The following is a 19576-nucleotide window of genomic DNA, read 5'->3' on the forward strand; positions in this document are numbered from 1 at the left end:
CCGGTTGACTGCCTTCAGGCAGTGACTGGTAGGATGTCGCCGCGCGGGAGCTAGCTCCCGCGTTGGCGTATCTGGAATACGCGAATTTTTACAGCATGCGACAAGCCTCGCGTGTTGCTGGTATGGCCGGGAATGCTCCTGCTTTCCGCGCCGCAAGTACCACAAGAAACAAAGACCAGGATCGTTGAATTGACGTGAGTTGGGTCCGGGCCTGTATTGGGGCTCAACGAGTTTGGCCATCCTCAGGAGGGGTTTGCCGGACGTCCTCAAGAGTGCAAAGAACTTATGGCAAAGCGTGACTATTACGAAGTATTGGGTGTTGAGCGCGGCTCAAGCGAAGCGGACCTGAAAAAGGCCTACCGTCGCCTGGCGATGAAGCACCACCCGGACCGTAATCCCGGTGACAAAGCGTCGGAAGATATGTTCAAAGAGGCCAATGAGGCCTACGAAGTGCTGTCCGATTCCAGCAAGCGCGCGGCGTACGACCAGTACGGTCACGCCGGCGTCGACCCGAGCATGGGTGGCGGTGGTGCCGGTTTCGGTGGCCAGAACTTCTCGGACATCTTTGGCGATGTCTTCAGTGATTTCTTCGGTGGCGGTCGCGGCGGTTCCCGTGGCGGCGCCCAGCGTGGCAGCGACTTGCGCTACACCCTGGAGCTGAATCTGGAAGAAGCGGTGCGCGGCACGACCGTGAATATCCGCGTTCCGACGCTGGTCAACTGCAAGCCGTGCGATGGTTCCGGTGCGAAGAAAGGCTCGTCGCCTTCGACGTGCCCGACCTGCGGCGGCATCGGTCAGGTGCGTATGCAGCAGGGCTTCTTCTCGGTGCAGCAAACCTGCCCGCGTTGCCATGGCCAGGGCAAGATCATTTCCGATCCGTGCGACTCCTGCCACGGTGACGGCCGCGTTGAAGAGTACAAAACCCTGTCGGTCAAAGTACCGGCCGGCGTCGATACCGGAGACCGCATTCGTCTGTCCGGCGAAGGCGAAGCGGGTACGCAGGGCGGCCCGACGGGCGACCTGTATGTCGTCATCAATGTGCGCGAGCACGACATCTTCCAGCGCGATGGCAAGCATCTGTTCTGCGAAGTGCCGATCAGCTTCGTCGATGCTGCATTGGGCGGCGAGCTGGAAATTCCGACCCTCGACGGTCGCGTCAAACTGAAAATCCCTGAGGGCACTCAGACCGGCAAGCAGTTCCGCGTGCGCGGCAAAGGTGTGGCGCCGGTACGTGGCGGTGGTGCGGGCGACTTGATGTGCCGTGTGGCAGTCGAGACTCCGGTCAACCTGAACCGTCGTCAGCGCGAGCTGCTGGAAGAGTTCCGCAGTTCGCTGGCCGACGACAACAGCCATTCGCCAAAAACCACTGGTTGGTTCGACGGTGTGAAGCGCTTCTTCGGCGATCTGTAAGGAGTCGGCATGCGACGTATAGCTGTGATGGGCGCTGCTGGGCGCATGGGTAAGATTCTGGTCGAGGCCGTGCAGCAGCGCGCGCCGCTGACCGGTTTGACCGCTGCGGTGGTGCGTCCTGGCAGCACGCTGATCGGCGTCGATGCCGGTGAGCTGGCCTCGCTGGGTCGCATCGGTGTGCCGCTGTCCGGGCATATCGAGGCTGTGGCTGAAGAGTTCGACGTCTTGATCGACTTCACCCTGCCGGAAGTGATGCTGAAAAACCTCGCGTTCTGCCGCAAGGCCGGCAAGGCCATGGTGATCGGCGCCACCGGGCTGGACGCTGCGCAGAAGCAGTTGCTGGTCGAGGCGGGCAAGGATATTCCGATCGTCTTCGCGGCCAACTTCAGTGTCGGCGTTAATCTGTCGCTGAAGTTGCTCGACATGGCGGCGCGTGTGCTGGGTGATGATGCGGATATCGAAATCATCGAAGCCCATCACCGTCACAAGATCGATGCGCCGTCAGGTACGGCGTTGCGCATGGGCGAAGTGATTGCCAGTGCGCTGGATCGTGATCTGCAGAAGGTTGCGATCTATGGTCGTGAGGGACACACCGGCGCCCGCGAGCGTGAAACCATTGGTTTCGCCACCGTGCGCGGCGGTGATGTGGTGGGTGATCACACCGTGCTGTTTGCCTGCGAAGGTGAGCGTCTGGAGATCACGCACAAGGCATCGAGTCGCATGACGTTTGCCAAGGGCGCGGTGCGTGCCGCGTTGTGGCTGGACGGTCGCGAACCGGGTCTGTACGACATGCAGGACGTACTCGACCTGCGTTGATTCATTGCTGAACCCGGCGCAAACGCCCTGTTTGCGCTGGTTTTTCTCCGCTCGGCGACGACCTGTCGCATTCTCCGGCCTTTTAGGCTCTTTAGCGGTGGACCAAAAAAGCCTTTTTCTGTAAGCTACAGCTTTAGTGTGTCCACTAAAAGCGCGCAGAATAATTCAGTGAAGAAGCGGGGTGACGTGTCCATACGTCACTCCGCTTTTTTACAACCTGCGATCGCCCTTTCATGCGTTATTTACGGGAGGTCTTCTTGACTAAGCCAGCCATACTTGCCCTTGCTGATGGCAGCATTTTTCGCGGCGAAGCCATTGGAGCCGACGGTCAAACCGTTGGTGAGGTGGTGTTCAACACCGCAATGACCGGCTATCAGGAAATCCTTACCGATCCTTCCTACGCCCAACAGATCGTTACCCTGACTTACCCGCACATCGGCAACACCGGCACCACCCCGGAAGATGCCGAGTCCGACCGCGTCTGGTCCGCTGGCCTGGTCATTCGTGACCTGCCGTTGGTAGCGAGCAACTGGCGTAACACGATGTCCCTGTCCGATTACCTGAAAGCCAACAACGTTGTGGCAATCGCCGGTATCGACACCCGTCGCCTGACCCGCATCCTGCGTGAAAAAGGCGCACAGAACGGCTGCATCATGGCCGGCGACAACATCTCCGAAGAAGCGGCAATCGCCGCTGCTCAAGGCTTCCCGGGCCTGAAGGGCATGGATCTGGCGAAAGTCGTCAGCACCAAGACCCAATACGAATGGCGCTCGACTGTCTGGGATCTGAAGACCGACAGCCACGCGACCATCGACGCTTCCGAACTGCCTTATCACGTGGTTGCCTACGACTACGGCGTCAAGGTCAACATCCTGCGCATGCTGGTTGAGCGCGGCTGCCGCGTCACCGTCGTACCTGCGCAGACGCCTGCCGCTGATGTGCTGGCACTGAAGCCGGACGGCGTGTTCCTGTCCAACGGCCCTGGTGATCCAGAGCCATGCGACTACGCGATCAAGGCGATCAAGGAAGTGCTGGAGACCGAAATTCCGGTATTCGGCATCTGCCTCGGTCACCAGTTGCTGGCCCTGGCTTCCGGTGCCAAGACCCTGAAAATGGGCCACGGCCACCACGGTGCCAACCACCCGGTGCAGGATCTGGACACTGGCGTCGTGATGATCACCAGCCAGAACCACGGTTTCGCGGTAGACGAAGAAACCCTGCCAGCCAACGTGCGAGCGATCCACAAATCGCTGTTCGACGGCACCCTGCAAGGCATCGAGCGTACCGACAAGAGCGCGTTCAGCTTCCAGGGGCACCCTGAAGCGAGCCCGGGCCCGAACGATGTTGCGCCACTGTTCGACCGCTTCATCAACGAGATGGCCAAGCGACGCTAAGCGTTCGCCTTGAGACTGTAGAGAGAAGCCCTCGAGGGTGGCCCCGACACCGGCGGCCCCTTCGAGACTTCAGAAATCGATCAAGACGGCTTGCCGACTGACCTGCGGATTTGAGTGACAAACCCATGCCAAAACGTACAGACATTAAAAGCATCCTGATTCTCGGCGCTGGCCCGATCGTTATCGGCCAGGCCTGCGAATTCGACTACTCCGGCGCCCAGGCCTGTAAAGCCCTGCGCGAAGAGGGTTACCGCGTCATCCTGGTGAACTCCAACCCGGCCACCATCATGACCGACCCGGACATGGCCGACGCCACCTACATCGAGCCGATCAAGTGGCAGACCGTTGCCAAGATCATCGAGAAAGAGCGTCCGGATGCCGTGTTGCCAACCATGGGCGGCCAGACCGCTCTGAACTGCGCCCTGGACCTGGAGCGCGAAGGCGTTCTGGAGAAGTTCGGCGTGGAAATGATCGGCGCCAACGCCGACACCATCGACAAGGCTGAAGACCGTTCGCGTTTCGACAAGGCGATGAAATCCATCGGCCTGGCGTGCCCGCGTTCCGGTATCGCCCACAGCATGGAAGAAGCTAACGCGGTTCTCGAAACCCTGGGCTTCCCGTGCATCATCCGTCCGTCCTTCACCATGGGCGGCACCGGTGGCGGTATCGCTTACAACCGTGAAGAGTTCGAAGAAATCTGCGCCCGTGGTCTGGACCTGTCGCCGACCAAAGAGCTGCTGATCGACGAATCGCTGATCGGCTGGAAAGAATATGAAATGGAAGTTGTCCGCGACAAAAAGGACAACTGCATCATCGTCTGCTCGATCGAAAACTTCGACCCGATGGGTGTGCACACCGGTGACTCGATCACTGTTGCTCCCGCTCAGACCCTGACCGACAAGGAATACCAAATCCTGCGTAACGCCTCGCTGGCAGTGCTGCGCGAGATCGGCGTCGAGACTGGCGGTTCCAACGTTCAATTTGGTATCTGCCCGAACACTGGCCGCATGGTCGTGATCGAAATGAACCCGCGTGTATCGCGCTCTTCGGCACTGGCTTCGAAAGCCACCGGTTTCCCGATCGCCAAAGTCGCGGCCAAACTGGCTGTGGGTTACACCCTCGACGAACTGTCGAACGACATCACCGGCGGCAAAACTCCGGCGTCCTTCGAGCCGTCGATCGACTACGTCGTGACCAAGCTGCCACGCTTTGCCTTCGAAAAATTCGCCAAGGCTGACGCACGCCTGACCACGCAAATGAAGTCGGTCGGTGAAGTCATGGCCATCGGCCGTACCTTCCAGGAATCCCTGCAGAAAGCCCTGCGCGGTCTGGAAGTCGGCGTTTGCGGTCTGGACGAGAAGCTCGACCTGAGCAACCCGGAAAGCATGAGCGTGCTCAAGCGCGAACTGACCGTGCCGGGCGCCGAGCGTATCTGGTACGTGGCGGACGCTTTCCGTGCCGGCATGACTGTCGAAGAAATCTTCGACATGAACATGATCGATCCGTGGTTCCTGGTGCAGATCGAAGATCTGATCAAGGACGAAGAAAAGGTCAAGACCCTCGGTCTGTCCGCGATCGACCGCGACCTGATGTTCAAGCTCAAGCGCAAAGGCTTCTCCGATCAGCGTCTGGCGAAATTGCTGGGTGTGACCGAGAAGAACCTGCGTACTCACCGCCAGAAGCTGGAAGTGTTCCCGGTCTACAAGCGCGTTGACACCTGCGCCGCCGAGTTCGCCACCGACACCGCTTACCTCTACTCGACGTACGAAGAAGAGTGCGAAGCAGCGCCGTCGGGTCGTGACAAGATCATGATTCTGGGCGGCGGTCCGAACCGTATCGGCCAGGGCATCGAGTTCGACTACTGCTGCGTACACGCCGCCCTCGCGCTGCGCGAAGACGGCTACGAAACCATCATGGTCAACTGCAACCCGGAAACCGTTTCCACGGACTACGACACGTCCGACCGTCTGTACTTCGAGCCGGTAACCCTGGAAGACGTACTGGAGATCTGCCGCGTCGAGAAGCCGAAAGGCGTGATTGTCCAGTACGGCGGCCAGACCCCGCTGAAACTGGCTCGTGCTCTGGAAGCCGCTGGCGTGCCGATCATCGGCACCAGCCCTGACGCCATCGACCGCGCTGAAGACCGTGAGCGTTTCCAGCAAATGGTTGAGCGCCTGAACCTGCGTCAGCCGCCAAACGCCACCGTGCGCAGCGAAGACGAAGCCGTTCGTGCTGCTGCCAAGATCGGTTACCCGCTGGTGGTGCGTCCGTCCTATGTATTGGGCGGTCGTGCGATGGAAATCGTATACAAGGAAGACGAGCTCAAGCGTTATCTGCGTGACGCGGTGCAAGTGTCCAACGACAGCCCGGTCCTGCTCGACCACTTCCTCAACTGCGCCATCGAGATGGACGTGGATGCGGTCTGCGACGGCAAGGACGTGGTGATCGGCGCGATCATGCAGCACATCGAACAGGCGGGCGTTCACTCCGGTGACTCCGCGTGCTCGCTGCCGCCGTACTCGCTGCCGGCGCACATCCAGGACGAGATGCGCGAACAGGTCAAGAAAATGGCCCTGGAGCTGGGCGTTGTCGGCCTGATGAACGTGCAGTTGGCGCTACAAGGCGAAGACATCTATGTCATCGAAGTCAACCCGCGCGCTTCGCGTACCGTGCCGTTCGTGTCGAAGTGCATCGGTGTCTCCCTGGCCATGATCGCTGCCCGCGTGATGGCCGGTAAGACCCTGAAAGAAATCGGCTTCACCAAAGAAATCATCCCGAACTTCTACAGCGTGAAAGAGGCGGTGTTCCCGTTCGCCAAATTCCCTGGCGTTGACCCGATCCTCGGCCCAGAGATGAAGTCGACTGGTGAAGTGATGGGCGTCGGCGACACCTTCGGTGAAGCATTTGCCAAAGCCCAGATGGGCGCCAGCGAAGTGCTGCCGACCGGCGGTACCGCATTCATCAGCGTGCGCGATGATGACAAGCCACTGGTTGCAGGCGTAGCCCGTGATCTGATCAACTTGGGCTTCGAAGTGGTTGCCACTGCTGGCACTGCCAAGCTGATCGAAGCCGCAGGCCTGAAAGTGCGCCGTGTGAACAAGGTGACCGAGGGGCGTCCGCACGTGGTCGACATGATCAAGAATGACGAAGTCACGCTGATCATCAACACCACCGAAGGTCGTCAGTCGATCGCTGATTCCTACTCCATTCGTCGTAATGCCCTGCAGCACAAGATTTACTGCACCACTACCATTGCTGCGGGCGAAGCTATCTGTGAAGCGCTGAAGTTCGGTCCCGAGAAGACCGTGCGCCGCTTGCAGGATCTACATGCAGGATTGAAGGCATGATCAAATACCCTATGACCGTCCAGGGCGCTAAAGCCCTGGAAGAAGAACACGCTCACCTGACCAAGGTCGTCCGTCCGAAGCTCAGCCAGGACATCGGTACGGCCCGCGAGTTGGGTGACTTGAAAGAAAACGCTGAATACCATGCCGCCCGCGAACAGCAGGGCATGGTCGAGGCGCGGATTCGTGACATCGAAGGCCGGATTCAGAATCAGGTCATCATCGATGTCACGACCATCCCGCACACCGGCAAAGTGATTTTCGGGACCACCGTCGAAATCGCCAACGTCGAGACTGACGAAAGCGTCACTTACCACATCGTGGGTGAGGATGAGGCTGACTTCAAACTCGGCAAGATTTCGGTCGGCTCGCCTTTGGCCCGCGCCTTGATTGGCAAGGAAGAGGGCGATGTGGTCGCCGTGAAAACGCCAAGCGGCGTGATCGAGTACGAGATTGTCGAAGTCCGTCACATCTGAAAAAGGGCGCCCGCTGCATGCGGGCGCCATGCTTTGGCAGCTGACCCAGATGCTTTGGGTTGGCGGTCTATGGCTGATTCATCTCGGTTTGCAGCCGGCGTTGGGCAAGATTGGCCTGGCACCGCTGCTGATCGATGAGGTGGCCAGTGCATTCGAAGTACTGGCGGTGGGGTTCGCCGCCGCATGCGTGATCTTTCAGGCTTTGGTGCTGGTACAGGCTGAGGGGCTTGCAAGCCTGTGGCGAGATTTTCGCGGGCAGGTGTTGCTGATGGCGTTTTATGCGTGTGCGATGTTTGTCGCAGTGCGTGTCGGCTGGCCGGATGCGCAGCGCTGGCAGGTGTTCAGTTATCTGGTTCTGGGGTTTTCAGGGTTGGTGCTGGTGATGCAGCCGGTGCCGGGATGGAGTGGCAGGGTGCGCCAGGCACACCCTTGACCCTTGTCATCACTTGAAGCGATGAACGTTCGACAGCTGCTTGTTGACGCTGAAGTTCTTGCGGTAGACCAGCGCCATCTTGCCGATGACCTGTACCAGGTCCGCTTTGCCGACCTTGCACAGTTCTGCAATGTGCGCCAGGCGCGACTCGCGATCGAGGATATTGAGCTTGATCTTGATCAGCTCATGATCCGCCAAGGCGCGTTCAAGTTCGGCTAAAACACCTTCAGTCAAACCGTTGTCAGCCACTGTCAAAACCGGTTTCAGGTGGTGGCCAATGGATTTGTACTGTTTCTTCTGCTCTGGAGTGAGCGGCATAATCTGACCCTTTCGTCTGGATTCTGTAAAATGGCGGCCATTTTACCCGAGGGCTCGTGGATCCGCCCAATTAATCACGACCCTAATCATCGAGGTGCCCAATGGCGCGTTCCAAGACAAGCCTTGGTTGGCTGAAACGACATGTCAACGATCCCTATGTGAAGCAAGCGCAGAAGGATGGCTACCGCTCGCGTGCGAGCTACAAACTTCTGGAGATCCAGGAGAAATACAAACTGATCCGTCCCGGCATGAGCGTTGTCGACCTGGGCGCCGCGCCTGGCGGCTGGTCGCAGGTCACTAGCCGGCTGATCGGTGGTCAGGGGCGTCTGATCGCTTCGGACATCCTGGAAATGGACAGCATTCCGGACGTGACTTTCATTCAGGGTGACTTCACCGAGGACGAAGTGCTCGGTCGAATTCTTGAGGCCGTGGGTAATTCACAGGTGGACCTTGTGATTTCCGATATGGCCCCCAATATGAGTGGTACGCCTGAAGTGGATATGCCAAAAGCCATGTTCCTTTGCGAGCTGGCGCTTGATCTGGCGGAACGGATACTCAAGCCGGGTGGAAATTTCGTGATCAAGATATTTCAGGGTGAAGGGTTTGATGTTTACCTGAAGGATGCTCGGAAGAAGTTCGACAAGATCCAGATGATCAAGCCAGACTCTTCCCGTGGCAGTTCCCGTGAGCAATACATGTTGGCTTGGGGCTACCGCGGCCGTAGCGAGTAAAACGAGGTTTTTGGGTGGGGTGATAGGTTTTTCGTATTTCGCCCCGCGTGCATAAGCGAATATTGTGTAGAAAGTGTTTCACAAAGGGTTACAGACGGCGCCTGCCAGAGTCGTAGGTAATGTAGTAAGTTAGGCCGGTGAATATCATGCGAAGCGCGCGCCAGTAGCGGAGCTTGCTTCAGAGGGTAGTTAATTGAACGATATGGCAAAGAATCTGATCCTGTGGTTGATCATCGCGGCTGTCCTGGTGACGGTGATGAACAACTTCTCCAGCCCTAACGAGCCGCAGACCCTCAACTATTCCGACTTCATCCAGCAGGTCAAGGATGGCAAGGTCGAGCGCGTAGCCGTTGATGGTTATGTGATTACCGGCAAGCGCAACGATGGCGACAGCTTCAAGACCATTCGTCCGGCAATCCAGGACAATGGCCTGATCGGCGATCTGGTCGACAACCACGTTGTTGTTGAAGGCAAGCAGCCTGAACAGCAAAGCATCTGGACCCAGTTGCTGGTAGCCAGCTTCCCGATCTTGGTGATCATCGCGGTGTTCATGTTCTTCATGCGCCAGATGCAGGGCGGTGCCGGCGGCAAGGGTGGGCCAATGAGCTTTGGCAAGAGCAAGGCGCGCCTGCTCTCCGAAGACCAAGTGAAAACCACTTTGGCTGACGTTGCCGGTTGCGACGAAGCCAAAGAAGAAGTTGGCGAGCTCGTTGAGTTCCTCCGTGATCCGGGCAAGTTCCAGCGTCTGGGCGGTCGCATTCCGCGTGGCGTGCTGATGGTCGGTCCTCCGGGTACCGGTAAAACCTTGCTGGCCAAGGCGATTGCCGGCGAAGCCAAGGTGCCGTTCTTCACCATTTCCGGTTCTGACTTTGTCGAGATGTTCGTCGGTGTCGGTGCCAGCCGTGTTCGCGACATGTTCGAACAGGCCAAAAAGCACGCCCCTTGCATCATCTTCATCGACGAAATCGACGCCGTCGGTCGCCATCGTGGCGCCGGCATGGGTGGCGGTCACGATGAGCGTGAGCAGACCCTCAACCAGTTGCTGGTTGAGATGGACGGCTTCGAAATGAACGATGGCATCATTGTTATCGCTGCAACCAACCGTCCAGACGTACTCGACCCTGCGCTGCTGCGTCCGGGCCGTTTTGACCGTCAGGTCGTGGTCGGTCTGCCGGATATCCGTGGTCGCGAGCAGATTCTCAAGGTTCACATGCGCAAAGTGCCAATGGGTGACGACGTTGCTCCGGCCGTTATCGCGCGTGGTACTCCGGGCTTCTCCGGTGCTGACCTGGCTAACCTGGTCAACGAAGCTTCGCTGTTCGCTGCACGCAGCGGCAAACGCATCGTCGAAATGAAAGAGTTCGAACTGGCAAAAGACAAGATCATGATGGGCGCCGAGCGCAAATCGATGGTCATGTCCGAGAAAGAGAAGCAGAACACCGCTTATCACGAAGCAGGCCACGCAATCGTTGGTCGCGTCGTGCCTGAGCATGATCCCGTCTACAAGGTGTCGATCATTCCGCGCGGTCGTGCGCTGGGTGTAACCATGTTCCTGCCGGAAGAAGATCGCTACAGCCTGTCCAAGCGTGCGCTGATCAGCCAGATCTGCTCGCTGTACGGCGGCCGTATCGCTGAGGAAATGACCCTCGGTTTCGATGGTGTGACCACCGGCGCTTCCAACGACATCATGCGTGCCAGTCAGATCGCACGGAATATGGTCACCAAGTGGGGGCTGTCGGAAAAACTCGGCCCGTTGATGTACGCCGAAGAAGAGGGTGAAGTCTTCCTCGGTCGCGGTGGTGGTGGTCAGGCTGCCAGCTTCTCTGGTGAGACGGCCAAGCTGATCGACTCCGAAGTGCGCAGCATCATTGACCAGTGCTACGGCACGGCCAAGCAGATCCTCACGGATAACCGTGACAAGCTCGATGCAATGGCTGACGCTCTGATGAAGTACGAGACGATCGATGCCGAGCAAATCGACGACATCATGGCGGGTCGTACTCCTCGCGAGCCTCGTGACTGGTCGGGTGGTACCGGTACACCACCACCTCCAGTGGTGCGTGACGAGCGTCCGGAAACACCGATTGGCGGTCCGGCTGCTGACGTTTAAGGTTTGAAATGACTTCTGTACAGTCCCTGACCCGGTTGCCTTGCGGCAACCGGGTTCTTGATTTAGCCCAGACGCATGTCATGGGTATTCTCAATGTAACCCCTGATTCTTTCTCCGACGGCGGCCAATACAGCCAGCTCGATGCGGCCTTGCGCCATGCCGAAGCCATGGTTGCGGCGGGTGCGACGCTGATTGATGTCGGTGGTGAATCGACTCGTCCTGGTGCGCGAGCGGTGTCCCCGCTCGAAGAGCTTGAGCGTGTGGCGCCGATCGTCGAGCTGATCAATCGCGAGCTTGATGTGATCATCTCGGTGGATACCTCGACTCCGGCCGTCATGCGCGAAACCGCTCGGTTGGGTGCCGGGTTGATCAACGATGTGCGGTCACTGCGGCGCGATGGTGCGCTGGATGCGGCGGCGGCTACGGGTTTGCCGGTGTGCCTCATGCATATGCTCGGTGAGCCCGGAGACATGCAGGACAATCCGCAGTATCAGGACGTCACGCGCGAAGTCGGTGAATTTCTTGCTGAGCGCATGGCGCAATGTGCGGCGGCCGGTATTCCTGCGCAGCGGATCATTCTCGACCCGGGTTTCGGTTTCGCCAAAACCCTTCAGCACAACCTAAGCTTGTTCAAGCACATGGAAGCCCTCCATGCGCTGGGCAGGCCTTTGCTTGTCGGTGTTTCCCGAAAGAGCATGATCGGTCAGGCTTTGAATCGTCCTGTCGGTGAGCGGCTGCATGGTGGTCTGGCACTGGCGGCGCTGGCATCGGTGAAGAGGGCGAGTATATTGCGCGTCCATGATGTAGCGGAAACGGTAGACGTGGTGCGCATGATCGCGGCCGTGGAATCAGCCGAATAAGAATGATGGAGCACTTATGAGCAAGAAATACTTTGGTACTGACGGCATTCGTGGTCGAGTCGGTGAATACCCGATTACTCCTGACTTCATGCTCAAGCTCGGCTGGGCTGCCGGCATGGCGTTCCGCAAGATGGGCGCCTGCAAGGTGCTGGTCGGCAAGGACACACGGATTTCCGGTTATATGTTCGAGTCGGCACTTGAGGCTGGTCTGACCTCGGCGGGGGCTGACGTGATGCTGCTGGGTCCTATGCCGACGCCGGCCATTGCCTATCTGTCGCGCACGTTCCAGGCTGAGGCCGGTATTGTGATCAGTGCCTCGCACAATCCGCATGACGACAACGGCATCAAGTTCTTCTCCGGCAAAGGTACCAAACTGCCGGATGAGCTGGAGTTGATGATCGAAGAACTGCTCGATACCCCGATGACAGTGGTCGAATCGAGCAAGATCGGTAAAGTCTCGCGAATCAACGATGCGTCGGGTCGCTACATCGAGTTCTGCAAGAGCAGCGTGCCTACGGGGACCAGTTTTTCCGGCCTCAAGATCGTTATCGACTGTGCGCATGGTGCGACTTATAAGGTGGCTCCGAGCGTCTTCCGCGAGTTGGGAGCAGAGGTCGTTGTGCTGTCAGCGCAGCCAAACGGTCTGAATATCAATGAAAACTGCGGCTCGACCCACATGGGGCAGTTGCAGGCAGCGGTGCTCGCCGAGCATGCCGACCTGGGTATTGCTTTCGATGGTGATGGTGATCGGGTGCTGATGGTCGATCATACGGGTACCATCGTCGATGGTGACGAATTGCTGTTTATCATCGCTCGTGACCTGCATGAGCGCGGGAAATTGCAGGGCGGCGTCGTTGGTACCCTGATGAGTAATCTGGGGCTGGAACTTGCGCTGGCGGATCTTTCGATCCCTTTCATTCGTGCCAATGTGGGCGACCGCTACGTGATCGCCGAGTTGCTTGAGCGCGATTGGCTGGTCGGCGGAGAAAATTCGGGGCATATCGTTTGCTTCAATCACACCACGACCGGTGATGCGATCATCGCTGCGTTGCAGGTGTTGATGGCGCTGAAGGCCCGAAATGAAGGATTGGCGCAGACGCGTCAGGCACTGCGCAAGTGCCCTCAGGTTTTGATCAATGTGCGTTTCGGCGGTGGCGAAAGTCCGCTGGAGCACCCGGCTGTCAAGGAAGCCAGTGCACGCGTCACCCAGGCAATGGCTGGACGCGGTCGTGTGCTTCTGCGCAAGTCCGGCACAGAGCCTCTGGTGCGCGTAATGGTCGAAGGCGAGGACGAAACCCAGGTTCGCAACTACGCCGAAGAGCTGGCAAAACTGGTAACTGAAGTTTCTGCCTGATACGGCTTGCAAGCCATGATTGTGTTGGGTAACATCTGCGCCCACTTTGACCGACGAGGTACAGCATGCGTCGCCCTATGGTAGCTGGTAACTGGAAGATGCACGGTACCCGCGCCAGCGTCGCTGAGCTGATCAACGGCCTTCGTCATCTGGCCTTGCCAAGCGGTGTTGATGTCGCGGTATTCCCGCCTTGCTTGTATATCAATCAAGTGATTGATGGCTTGAAAGGCAAATCGATTTCGGTCGGTGCGCAGAATTCTGCGGTGGAATCCATGCAAGGTGCATTGACCGGTGAGATTGCACCGAGTCAGTTGGTGGACGCAGGTTGTTCCCTTGTGCTTGTCGGGCACTCCGAACGCCGCCAGATAATGGGTGAGCGAGACGGAATGCTGAATCGCAAGTTCGCAGCGGCACAGGCATGTGGCTTGATTCCGGTGTTGTGTATAGGGGAAACCCTTGAGCAGCGCGAAGCCGGGAAAACTCTTGAAGTTGTCGGGCGTCAGCTGGGCAGCATCATCGAGGAGCTGGGTGTTGGTGCCTTTGCAAAGGCAGTCATTGCTTACGAGCCGGTCTGGGCTATTGGTACCGGACTGACTGCAACGCCGCAGCAAGCTCAGGATGTGCATAAAGCCATTCGTGAGCAGCTGGCGGCAGAGAATTCTGAAGTCGCACGAGGTGTGCGGCTTCTATACGGCGGCAGCGTGAAGGCGGCCAATGCGGTCGAACTGTTCGGCATGCCGGATATCGATGGGGGGCTCATTGGTGGAGCTTCCCTGAATGCAGATGAGTTCGGTGCGATTTGTCGCGCCGCGGGAAACTGAAAAAATGCTGGAAACAGTCGTAGTCGTTTTTCATCTGCTGGGTGCATTGGGCGTAGTTGCTCTGGTTTTGCTGCAGCAGGGTAAGGGTGCGGACGCTGGCGCGTCTTTCGGAGCAGGTGCTTCAAATACTGTGTTCGGAAGCCAAGGTTCCTCTACCTTTCTTAGTAAGTTTACTGCTATACTTGCCGCCGGTTTCTTCATAACCAGCTTGGGGTTAGGTTACTTTGCTAAAGAGAAGGCTCATCAGCTGACTCAAGCAGGATTGCCAGATCCAGCAGTGTTGGAAGTACCTAAGCAACAACAACCGGCTTCTGATGATGTCCCGGTGCTTCAAGAGCAAAAGTCGGCTACTCCAGCGACTGACGTACCTCCAGCTCAAGAGCAGAAGTAAGAAGAGTTTCAAACGTAGTTTTGCCGAGGTGGTGGAATTGGTAGACACGCAACCTTGAGGTGGTTGTGCCCATAGGGTGTAGGGGTTCGAGTCCCCTTCTCGGTACCAATTAGTCAGGAAAGCCCGCTGTTGCGGGCTTTCTTGCAGGTGGAAGGTTACATTGACCCTATAAGGGATCGGTCGTATACTTCCGCCCCAGCTTTGTCGCGGGGTGGAGCAGTCTGGTAGCTCGTCGGGCTCATAACCCGAAGGTCGTCGGTTCAAATCCGGCCCCCGCAACCAGTTTAAGGAGCCCCTTTTAAGGGGCTTTTTGTTAGCTGGACACTTTCAACGCCGCTGTTCGACGGCGTTTCAAGGATGGGCGTTATGCCCATTTTTTTATTTTGCAAAGCATGCACATATCATGCACTAGGGGGTTCAGGTGTCGAGCAAGCTAGAAGAGTTGCAGGCCTTGCTGGCCCCGGTGGTCGTGGCCCTGGGCTATGAATGCTGGGGTATCGAGTTTTCGGCTCGTGGTCGTTTCTCGGTGTTGCGCGTTTATATCGATAAAGAGGGTGGCGTGCTGGTGGACGATTGCGCCATTGTCAGCCGTCAGATCAGCGGTGTACTGGATGTTGAAGATCCAATTTCCGTTGAATACACCCTCGAAGTTTCCTCGCCTGGCATGGAGCGCCCACTGTTCACTCTTGAGCAGTTTGCAAAGTTTGCCGGTGAACAAGTGAAGATCAAGCTGCGCTCGCCTTTCGAAGGGCGACGCAACTTTCAGGGCCTTCTGCGCGGTGTAGAAGAGCAGGACGTCGTGGTGCAGGTAGAAGACCATGAGTTCCTGTTGCCGATCGATATGGTCGACAAGGCCAACATTATTCCCAGTTTTGACTGAGACGCGGATCCCGCGGATCCAATGGCTTGCGAAAGGCGAGGCGTACGATGAGCAAAGAAGTACTGCTGGTTGTTGAGTCGGTATCCAATGAAAAGGGCGTACCGGCAAGCGTAATTTTTGAAGCGCTGGAGCTGGCTCTGGCCACTGCTACCAAAAAGCGTTTTGAAGACGAAGTAGATCTGCGTGTGGAAATCAACCGCCACACCGGTTCTTACGAAACTTTCCGTCGCTGGACGGTCGTCGAAGAGAATGATCTCGACGATCCGGCCATCGAAACCTGGCCAAGCAAGGTTGCCGAAACGCATCCTGGCGCCAAGGTTGGCGACGTCGTTGAAGAAAAGATCGAATCCATCGAGTTCGGCCGCATTGCTGCACAGACTGCCAAGCAAGTCATCGTGCAGAAAGTTCGCGAAGCCGAGCGCGCTCAAGTGGTCGACGCCTATCGCGAGCGCCTGGGAGAAATCATCTCCGGCACCGTGAAAAAAGTCACCCGCGACAACGTGATCGTCGATCTGGGTAACAACGCTGAAGCGTTGCTGGCCCGTGAAGACATCATTTCTCGCGAAACTTTCCGTGTCGGCGTGCGCCTGCGTGCGCTGCTCAAGGAAATCCGCACCGAGAACCGCGGCCCGCAGCTGATCCTGTCGCGTACCGCGCCGGAAATGCTGATCGAGCTGTTCCGCATCGAAGTGCCGGAAATTGCCGAAGGCCTGATCGAAGTAATGGCAGCGTCCCGTGATCCGGGTTCGCGCGCCAAGATCGCCGTCCGCTCGAAGGACAAACGCATCGACCCGCAGGGCGCTTGCATCGGTATGCGCGGTTCGCGCGTCCAGGCAGTGTCGGGTGAGTTGGGCGGTGAGCGTGTTGATATCGTCCTGTGGGATGACAACCCGGCTCAGTTCGTGATCAACGCCATGTCCCCGGCTGAGGTTGCGGCAATTATCGTTGACGAAGATGCCCACGCAATGGACATCGCCGTTGGCGCAGACAATCTGGCTCAGGCCATCGGTCGTGGTGGTCAGAACGTGCGTCTGGCGAGCCAATTGACTGGCTGGACCCTGAACGTGATGACCGAATCGGACATCCAGGCTAAGCAGCAAGCAGAAACCGGCGACATCTTGCGCAACTTCATCGACGAGCTGGAAGTCGACGAAGAACTGGCTCAGGTGCTGGTAGATGAAGGCTTCACCAGCCTGGAAGAGATTGCCTACGTACCGTTGGAAGAAATGCTCAACATCGACGGCTTTGACGAAGATATCGTCAACGAGCTTCGCGCTCGTGCCAAGGATCGTTTGTTGACCAAAGCCATCGCTACTGAGGAAAAGCTGGCAGACGCCCATCCGGCCGAAGACCTGCTCTCGCTTGAGGGTATGGACAAGGATTTGGCGATGGAACTGGCGGTGCGCGGCGTAATTACCCGCGAAGACCTGGCCGAGCAGTCTATTGACGACCTGCTCGACATCGACGGCATTGACGATGATCGTGCCGGCAAGTTGATCATGGCCGCCCGAGCCCACTGGTTCGAGTAATTAGGCGCGGCCTGAGGAGAGAAGTGCATGACGCAAGTCACGGTGAAACAACTGGCCGATGAGGTCAAAACACCGGTAGAGCGCCTGTTGCAGCAGATGCGTGAGGCAGGTCTGCCGCACACCGCCGCCGAAGAAAATGTGACTGACAGTGAGAAGCAGTCCCTGCTGACTCACTTGAAAAGCAGCCACAAGGCGAAAGTGGAAGAACCACGCAAGATCACGCTGCAGCGTAAAACCACCAGCACCCTGCGTGTGGCTGGTAGCAAAAGCATCAGCGTAGAAGTTCGCAAAAAGAAAGTTTTCGTACAGCGTAGCCCGGAAGAAATCGAAGCCGAACGCAAGCGTGAACTGGATGAGCGTCGCGCAGTAGAAAATGCTGCTCGTCAGAAGGCTGAGGAAGAAGCCAAGCAGCGCGCCGAAGAAGAAGCGCGCCGCCAGCCTGCTGCTGCGCAGACCGCTACCAGCGACGCCGTTGCGGCGCCGGCTGTAGCTGCCGAACCTGTTCGCGAAAGCGCGCCGGTGGTTGCCGCTGCTCCAGCTCCGTCTGCTGAAGTTCGCAACAAGCAGAACGAACAGCGCCGTCCTGACAAGCCACGTGCCGACGACAACAATCGTCGCAGCGGCGGTGGTGATGGCGAGCGCAAAAACGCTCCGCATCGCGCATCTGTCAAAGAAAAAGCGCCGGCTCCACGTGTGGCGCCACGCACTACCGACGAAGAAAGCGATGGCTTCCGTCGCGGTGGTCGCGGCAAGGCCAAGCTGAAAAAGCGCAACGCCCACGGTTTCCAGAGCCCAACCGGCCCTGTCGTACGTGATGTGCAGATCGGCGAGACCATCACGGTTGGCGATCTCGCCAATCAGATGTCGGTCAAGGCTGCTGAAATCATCAAGTTCATGTTCAAACTGGGTACTCCAGCGACCATCAACCAGGTGCTTGATCAGGAAACTGCTCAACTGGTAGCCGAAGAACTGGGCCACAAAGTGACCCTGGTCAGCGACACCGCCCTGGAAGATTCCCTGGCCGAGTCCCTGAAGTTTGAAGGTGAATCGTTCTCCCGTGCGCCAGTCGTGACCGTAATGGGCCACGTTGACCACGGTAAAACTTCCCTGCTCGACTACATCCGTCGTGCCAAGGTAGCTGCTGGCGAAGCCGGTGGTATCACCCAGCACATCGGTGCATACCACGTTGAAACCGAACGCGGTATGGTCACCTTCCTCGACACCCCGGGTCACGCCGCGTTTACCGCAATGCGTGCCCGTGGTGCCAAGGCGACCGACATCGTGATCCTCGTGGTTGCGGCGGACGACGGTGTGATGCCACAAACCATCGAAGCCGTTCAGCATGCTCAGGCAGCCGGCGTTCCTCTGGTGGTTGCAGTGAACAAGATCGACAAGCCGGGCGCCGATCTCGATCGCATCCGTAGCGAACTGTCGGTTCACGGCGTGACTTCGGAAGATTGGGGCGGTGACACGCCGTTCGTACCGGTGTCGGCGAAAGTCGGTACTGGCGTGGACGAGCTGCTTGAAGCCGTTCTGCTGCAAGCTGAAGTTCTCGAACTGAAAGCGACTCCATCGGCTCCTGGCCGTGGTGTTGTGGTTGAATCGCGTCTCGACAAAGGTCGTGGCCCGGTGGCAACCGTTCTGGTTCAAGACGGTACCCTGCGCCAAGGCGACATGGTTCTGGTCGGTTCGAACTATGGCCGCGTGCGTGCCATGCTCGACGAGAACGGCAAGCCGATCAAGGAAGCCGGTCCTTCCATCCCTGTCGAGATCCTCGGCCTGGACGGTACCCCGGACGCTGGCGACGAGATGAGCGTGGTGGCTGACGAGAAGAAAGCCCGTGAAGTGGCTCTGTTCCGTCAAGGCAAGTTCCGCGAAGTCAAACTGGCTCGCGCTCACGCCGGCAAGCTGGAAAACATCTTCGAAAACATGGGTCAGGCCGAGAAGAAGACGCTCAACATCGTCCTCAAATCCGACGTCCGTGGTTCGCTGGAAGCGTTGAACGGTGCCTTGAATGGCCTGGGCAACGACGAAGTACAAGTGCGCGTAGTGGGTGGCGGTGTCGGTGGTATCACCGAGTCCGACGCTAACCTGGCACTGGCTTCCAACGCTGTACTGTTCGGCTTCAACGTGCGTGCCGATGCTGGCGCACGGAAGATCGTCGAGCAGGAAGGTCTGGACATGCGTTACTACAACGTGATCTACGACATCATCGAAGACGTCAAGAAAGCCCTGACCGGTATGCTCGGCAGCGATGTTCGCGAGAACATCCTGGGTGTGGCCGAAGTGCGTGACGTGTTCCGTTCGCCGAAGTTTGGCGCGATCGCCGGTTGCATGGTGATCGAAGGTGTTGTGCACCGTAACCGTCCGATCCGTGTACTGCGTGAAGACATCGTTATCTTCGAAGGCGAGCTGGAATCCCTGCGCCGTTTCAAGGATGACGCTTCCGAAGTGCGTGCCGGCATGGAATGCGGTATCGGCGTGAAGAGCTACAACGACGTCAAAGTCGGCGACAAGATCGAAGTCTTCGAGAAGGTTCAGGTTGCTCGCAGCCTCTGACTCGCGCACTTCAAGGGCCACGCCGAGCCGCCGCATGCAGATGCGCGCCACGGCGTCAGGACTCTAAACGCAACGCCCGGTCTGGCTTTTGTCAGGCCGGGCGTTTGCCGCTTTCAGACCTTGCGGGTTTCACCGCTGGGCAGTAACAGG

General features: G+C 58.1%; 16 protein-coding genes and 2 tRNA genes. 17 read left to right on the plus strand and 1 reads right to left on the minus strand.

All coding sequences use genetic code 11. From position 1 onward, the window contains the following. Positions 1 to 285 precede the first annotated feature (285 nt). The 6 genes from dnaJ to QZR14_RS09295 all read left to right on the plus strand — a co-directional run bounded on the left by dnaJ (position 286) and on the right by QZR14_RS09295 (position 7873). A complete protein-coding gene (dnaJ, locus tag QZR14_RS09270) occupies positions 286 to 1410 on the plus strand; it encodes a molecular chaperone DnaJ (protein ID WP_311996398.1) in 1125 nt (374 codons plus the stop codon). Between the two features lie 9 nt (positions 1411 to 1419). Further along, positions 1420 to 2226, plus strand: a complete 807-nt coding sequence (gene dapB, locus QZR14_RS09275) for a 4-hydroxy-tetrahydrodipicolinate reductase (protein WP_311996399.1) — start codon at positions 1420 to 1422, stop codon at positions 2224 to 2226. Between the two features lie 257 nt (positions 2227 to 2483). Beyond that, positions 2484 to 3620 carry a glutamine-hydrolyzing carbamoyl-phosphate synthase small subunit gene (gene carA / locus QZR14_RS09280; RefSeq protein ID WP_007915228.1) on the plus strand — a complete coding sequence of 379 codons (1137 nt, stop codon included), beginning with the start codon at positions 2484 to 2486 and terminating at the stop codon, positions 3618 to 3620. 125 nt (positions 3621 to 3745) lie between these two features. Then, positions 3746 to 6967: a carbamoyl-phosphate synthase large subunit gene (gene carB / locus QZR14_RS09285; RefSeq protein ID WP_311996400.1), complete on the plus strand. Its 3222-nt coding sequence runs from the start codon at positions 3746 to 3748 to the stop codon at positions 6965 to 6967. After that, on the plus strand, positions 6964 to 7440 hold the full coding sequence (gene greA, locus QZR14_RS09290) for a transcription elongation factor GreA (protein WP_003221530.1): 477 nt from the start codon (positions 6964 to 6966) through the stop codon (positions 7438 to 7440). The genes carB and greA overlap by 4 nt, the downstream gene beginning before the upstream one ends. A gap of 28 nt (positions 7441 to 7468) precedes the next feature. Beyond that, the gene (locus QZR14_RS09295; protein ID WP_311996401.1) at positions 7469 to 7873 is read left to right on the plus strand and encodes an MFS transporter; all 405 of its coding nucleotides are present in this window, start codon (positions 7469 to 7471) and stop codon (positions 7871 to 7873) included. Positions 7874 to 7882: 9 nt separating this feature from the next. On the opposite strand, the gene QZR14_RS09300 is transcribed toward QZR14_RS09295, so the two are convergent. Next, complete coding sequence (locus tag QZR14_RS09300) at positions 7883 to 8191, minus strand: YhbY family RNA-binding protein (RefSeq protein WP_003221534.1); 309 nt, start codon at positions 8189 to 8191, stop codon at positions 7883 to 7885. A gap of 101 nt (positions 8192 to 8292) precedes the next feature. On the opposite strand from QZR14_RS09300, the gene rlmE reads away from it, so the two are divergent. From rlmE to infB, 11 genes are all read left to right on the plus strand, one after another. Continuing rightward, the gene (gene rlmE, locus QZR14_RS09305; RefSeq protein ID WP_007915237.1) at positions 8293 to 8922 is read left to right on the plus strand and encodes a 23S rRNA (uridine(2552)-2'-O)-methyltransferase RlmE; all 630 of its coding nucleotides are present in this window, start codon (positions 8293 to 8295) and stop codon (positions 8920 to 8922) included. A gap of 202 nt (positions 8923 to 9124) precedes the next feature. Continuing rightward, positions 9125 to 11032 carry an ATP-dependent zinc metalloprotease FtsH gene (ftsH, locus tag QZR14_RS09310; protein ID WP_016986501.1) on the plus strand — a complete coding sequence of 636 codons (1908 nt, stop codon included), beginning with the start codon at positions 9125 to 9127 and terminating at the stop codon, positions 11030 to 11032. A gap of 8 nt (positions 11033 to 11040) precedes the next feature. Then, on the plus strand, positions 11041 to 11892 hold the full coding sequence (gene folP, locus QZR14_RS09315) for a dihydropteroate synthase (protein WP_311996402.1): 852 nt from the start codon (positions 11041 to 11043) through the stop codon (positions 11890 to 11892). A gap of 16 nt (positions 11893 to 11908) precedes the next feature. After that, positions 11909 to 13246: a phosphoglucosamine mutase gene (gene glmM / locus QZR14_RS09320; protein WP_250607073.1), complete on the plus strand. Its 1338-nt coding sequence runs from the start codon at positions 11909 to 11911 to the stop codon at positions 13244 to 13246. A 65-nt stretch (positions 13247 to 13311) separates the two neighbouring features. After that, the gene (tpiA, locus tag QZR14_RS09325; RefSeq protein WP_016986498.1) at positions 13312 to 14067 is read left to right on the plus strand and encodes a triose-phosphate isomerase; all 756 of its coding nucleotides are present in this window, start codon (positions 13312 to 13314) and stop codon (positions 14065 to 14067) included. Between the two features lie 4 nt (positions 14068 to 14071). After that, positions 14072 to 14458 carry a preprotein translocase subunit SecG gene (gene secG / locus QZR14_RS09330; protein WP_027610782.1) on the plus strand — a complete coding sequence of 129 codons (387 nt, stop codon included), beginning with the start codon at positions 14072 to 14074 and terminating at the stop codon, positions 14456 to 14458. Between the two features lie 22 nt (positions 14459 to 14480). After that, positions 14481 to 14566 (plus strand) — tRNA-Leu (locus QZR14_RS09335). A gap of 97 nt (positions 14567 to 14663) precedes the next feature. Then, a tRNA-Met gene (locus QZR14_RS09340) sits at positions 14664 to 14740 on the plus strand. Positions 14741 to 14879: 139 nt separating this feature from the next. Beyond that, positions 14880 to 15338, plus strand: coding sequence for a ribosome maturation factor RimP (gene rimP, locus QZR14_RS09345; protein ID WP_250607075.1), 459 nt, complete (start codon positions 14880 to 14882; stop codon positions 15336 to 15338). Positions 15339 to 15385: 47 nt separating this feature from the next. After that, on the plus strand, positions 15386 to 16867 hold the full coding sequence (gene nusA, locus QZR14_RS09350; protein ID WP_003221546.1) for a transcription termination factor NusA: 1482 nt from the start codon (positions 15386 to 15388) through the stop codon (positions 16865 to 16867). 27 nt (positions 16868 to 16894) lie between these two features. Further along, on the plus strand, positions 16895 to 19426 hold the full coding sequence (gene infB / locus QZR14_RS09355; RefSeq protein WP_311996403.1) for a translation initiation factor IF-2: 2532 nt from the start codon (positions 16895 to 16897) through the stop codon (positions 19424 to 19426). The last annotated feature ends 150 nt before the right edge of the window (positions 19427 to 19576 follow it).

The sequence above is a fragment of the Pseudomonas sp. rhizo66 genome, from assembly GCF_031931925.1.
Taxonomy (GTDB): Bacteria; Pseudomonadota; Gammaproteobacteria; order Pseudomonadales; family Pseudomonadaceae; genus Aquipseudomonas.

Excerpts from the sequence above, each read along its gene's own strand:
- greA (WP_003221530.1), top strand. The coding sequence starts at position 6,964 with ATGATCAAATACCCTATGACCGTCCAGGGCGCTAAAGCCCTGGAAGAA.
- nusA (WP_003221546.1), top strand. The coding sequence starts at position 15,386 with ATGAGCAAAGAAGTACTGCTGGTTGTTGAGTCGGTATCCAATGAAAAG.
- rlmE (WP_007915237.1), top strand. The coding sequence starts at position 8,293 with ATGGCGCGTTCCAAGACAAGCCTTGGTTGGCTGAAACGACATGTCAAC.
- dapB (WP_311996399.1), top strand. The coding sequence starts at position 1,420 with ATGCGACGTATAGCTGTGATGGGCGCTGCTGGGCGCATGGGTAAGATT.
- QZR14_RS09300 (WP_003221534.1), bottom strand. The coding sequence starts at position 8,191 with ATGCCGCTCACTCCAGAGCAGAAGAAACAGTACAAATCCATTGGCCAC.
- infB (WP_311996403.1), top strand. The coding sequence starts at position 16,895 with ATGACGCAAGTCACGGTGAAACAACTGGCCGATGAGGTCAAAACACCG.
- glmM (WP_250607073.1), top strand. The coding sequence starts at position 11,909 with ATGAGCAAGAAATACTTTGGTACTGACGGCATTCGTGGTCGAGTCGGT.
- tpiA (WP_016986498.1), top strand. The coding sequence starts at position 13,312 with ATGCGTCGCCCTATGGTAGCTGGTAACTGGAAGATGCACGGTACCCGC.
- carB (WP_311996400.1), top strand. The coding sequence starts at position 3,746 with ATGCCAAAACGTACAGACATTAAAAGCATCCTGATTCTCGGCGCTGGC.
- QZR14_RS09295 (WP_311996401.1), top strand. The coding sequence starts at position 7,469 with ATGCTTTGGCAGCTGACCCAGATGCTTTGGGTTGGCGGTCTATGGCTG.
- dnaJ (WP_311996398.1), top strand. The coding sequence starts at position 286 with ATGGCAAAGCGTGACTATTACGAAGTATTGGGTGTTGAGCGCGGCTCA.
- ftsH (WP_016986501.1), top strand. The coding sequence starts at position 9,125 with ATGGCAAAGAATCTGATCCTGTGGTTGATCATCGCGGCTGTCCTGGTG.
- secG (WP_027610782.1), top strand. The coding sequence starts at position 14,072 with ATGCTGGAAACAGTCGTAGTCGTTTTTCATCTGCTGGGTGCATTGGGC.
- folP (WP_311996402.1), top strand. The coding sequence starts at position 11,041 with ATGACTTCTGTACAGTCCCTGACCCGGTTGCCTTGCGGCAACCGGGTT.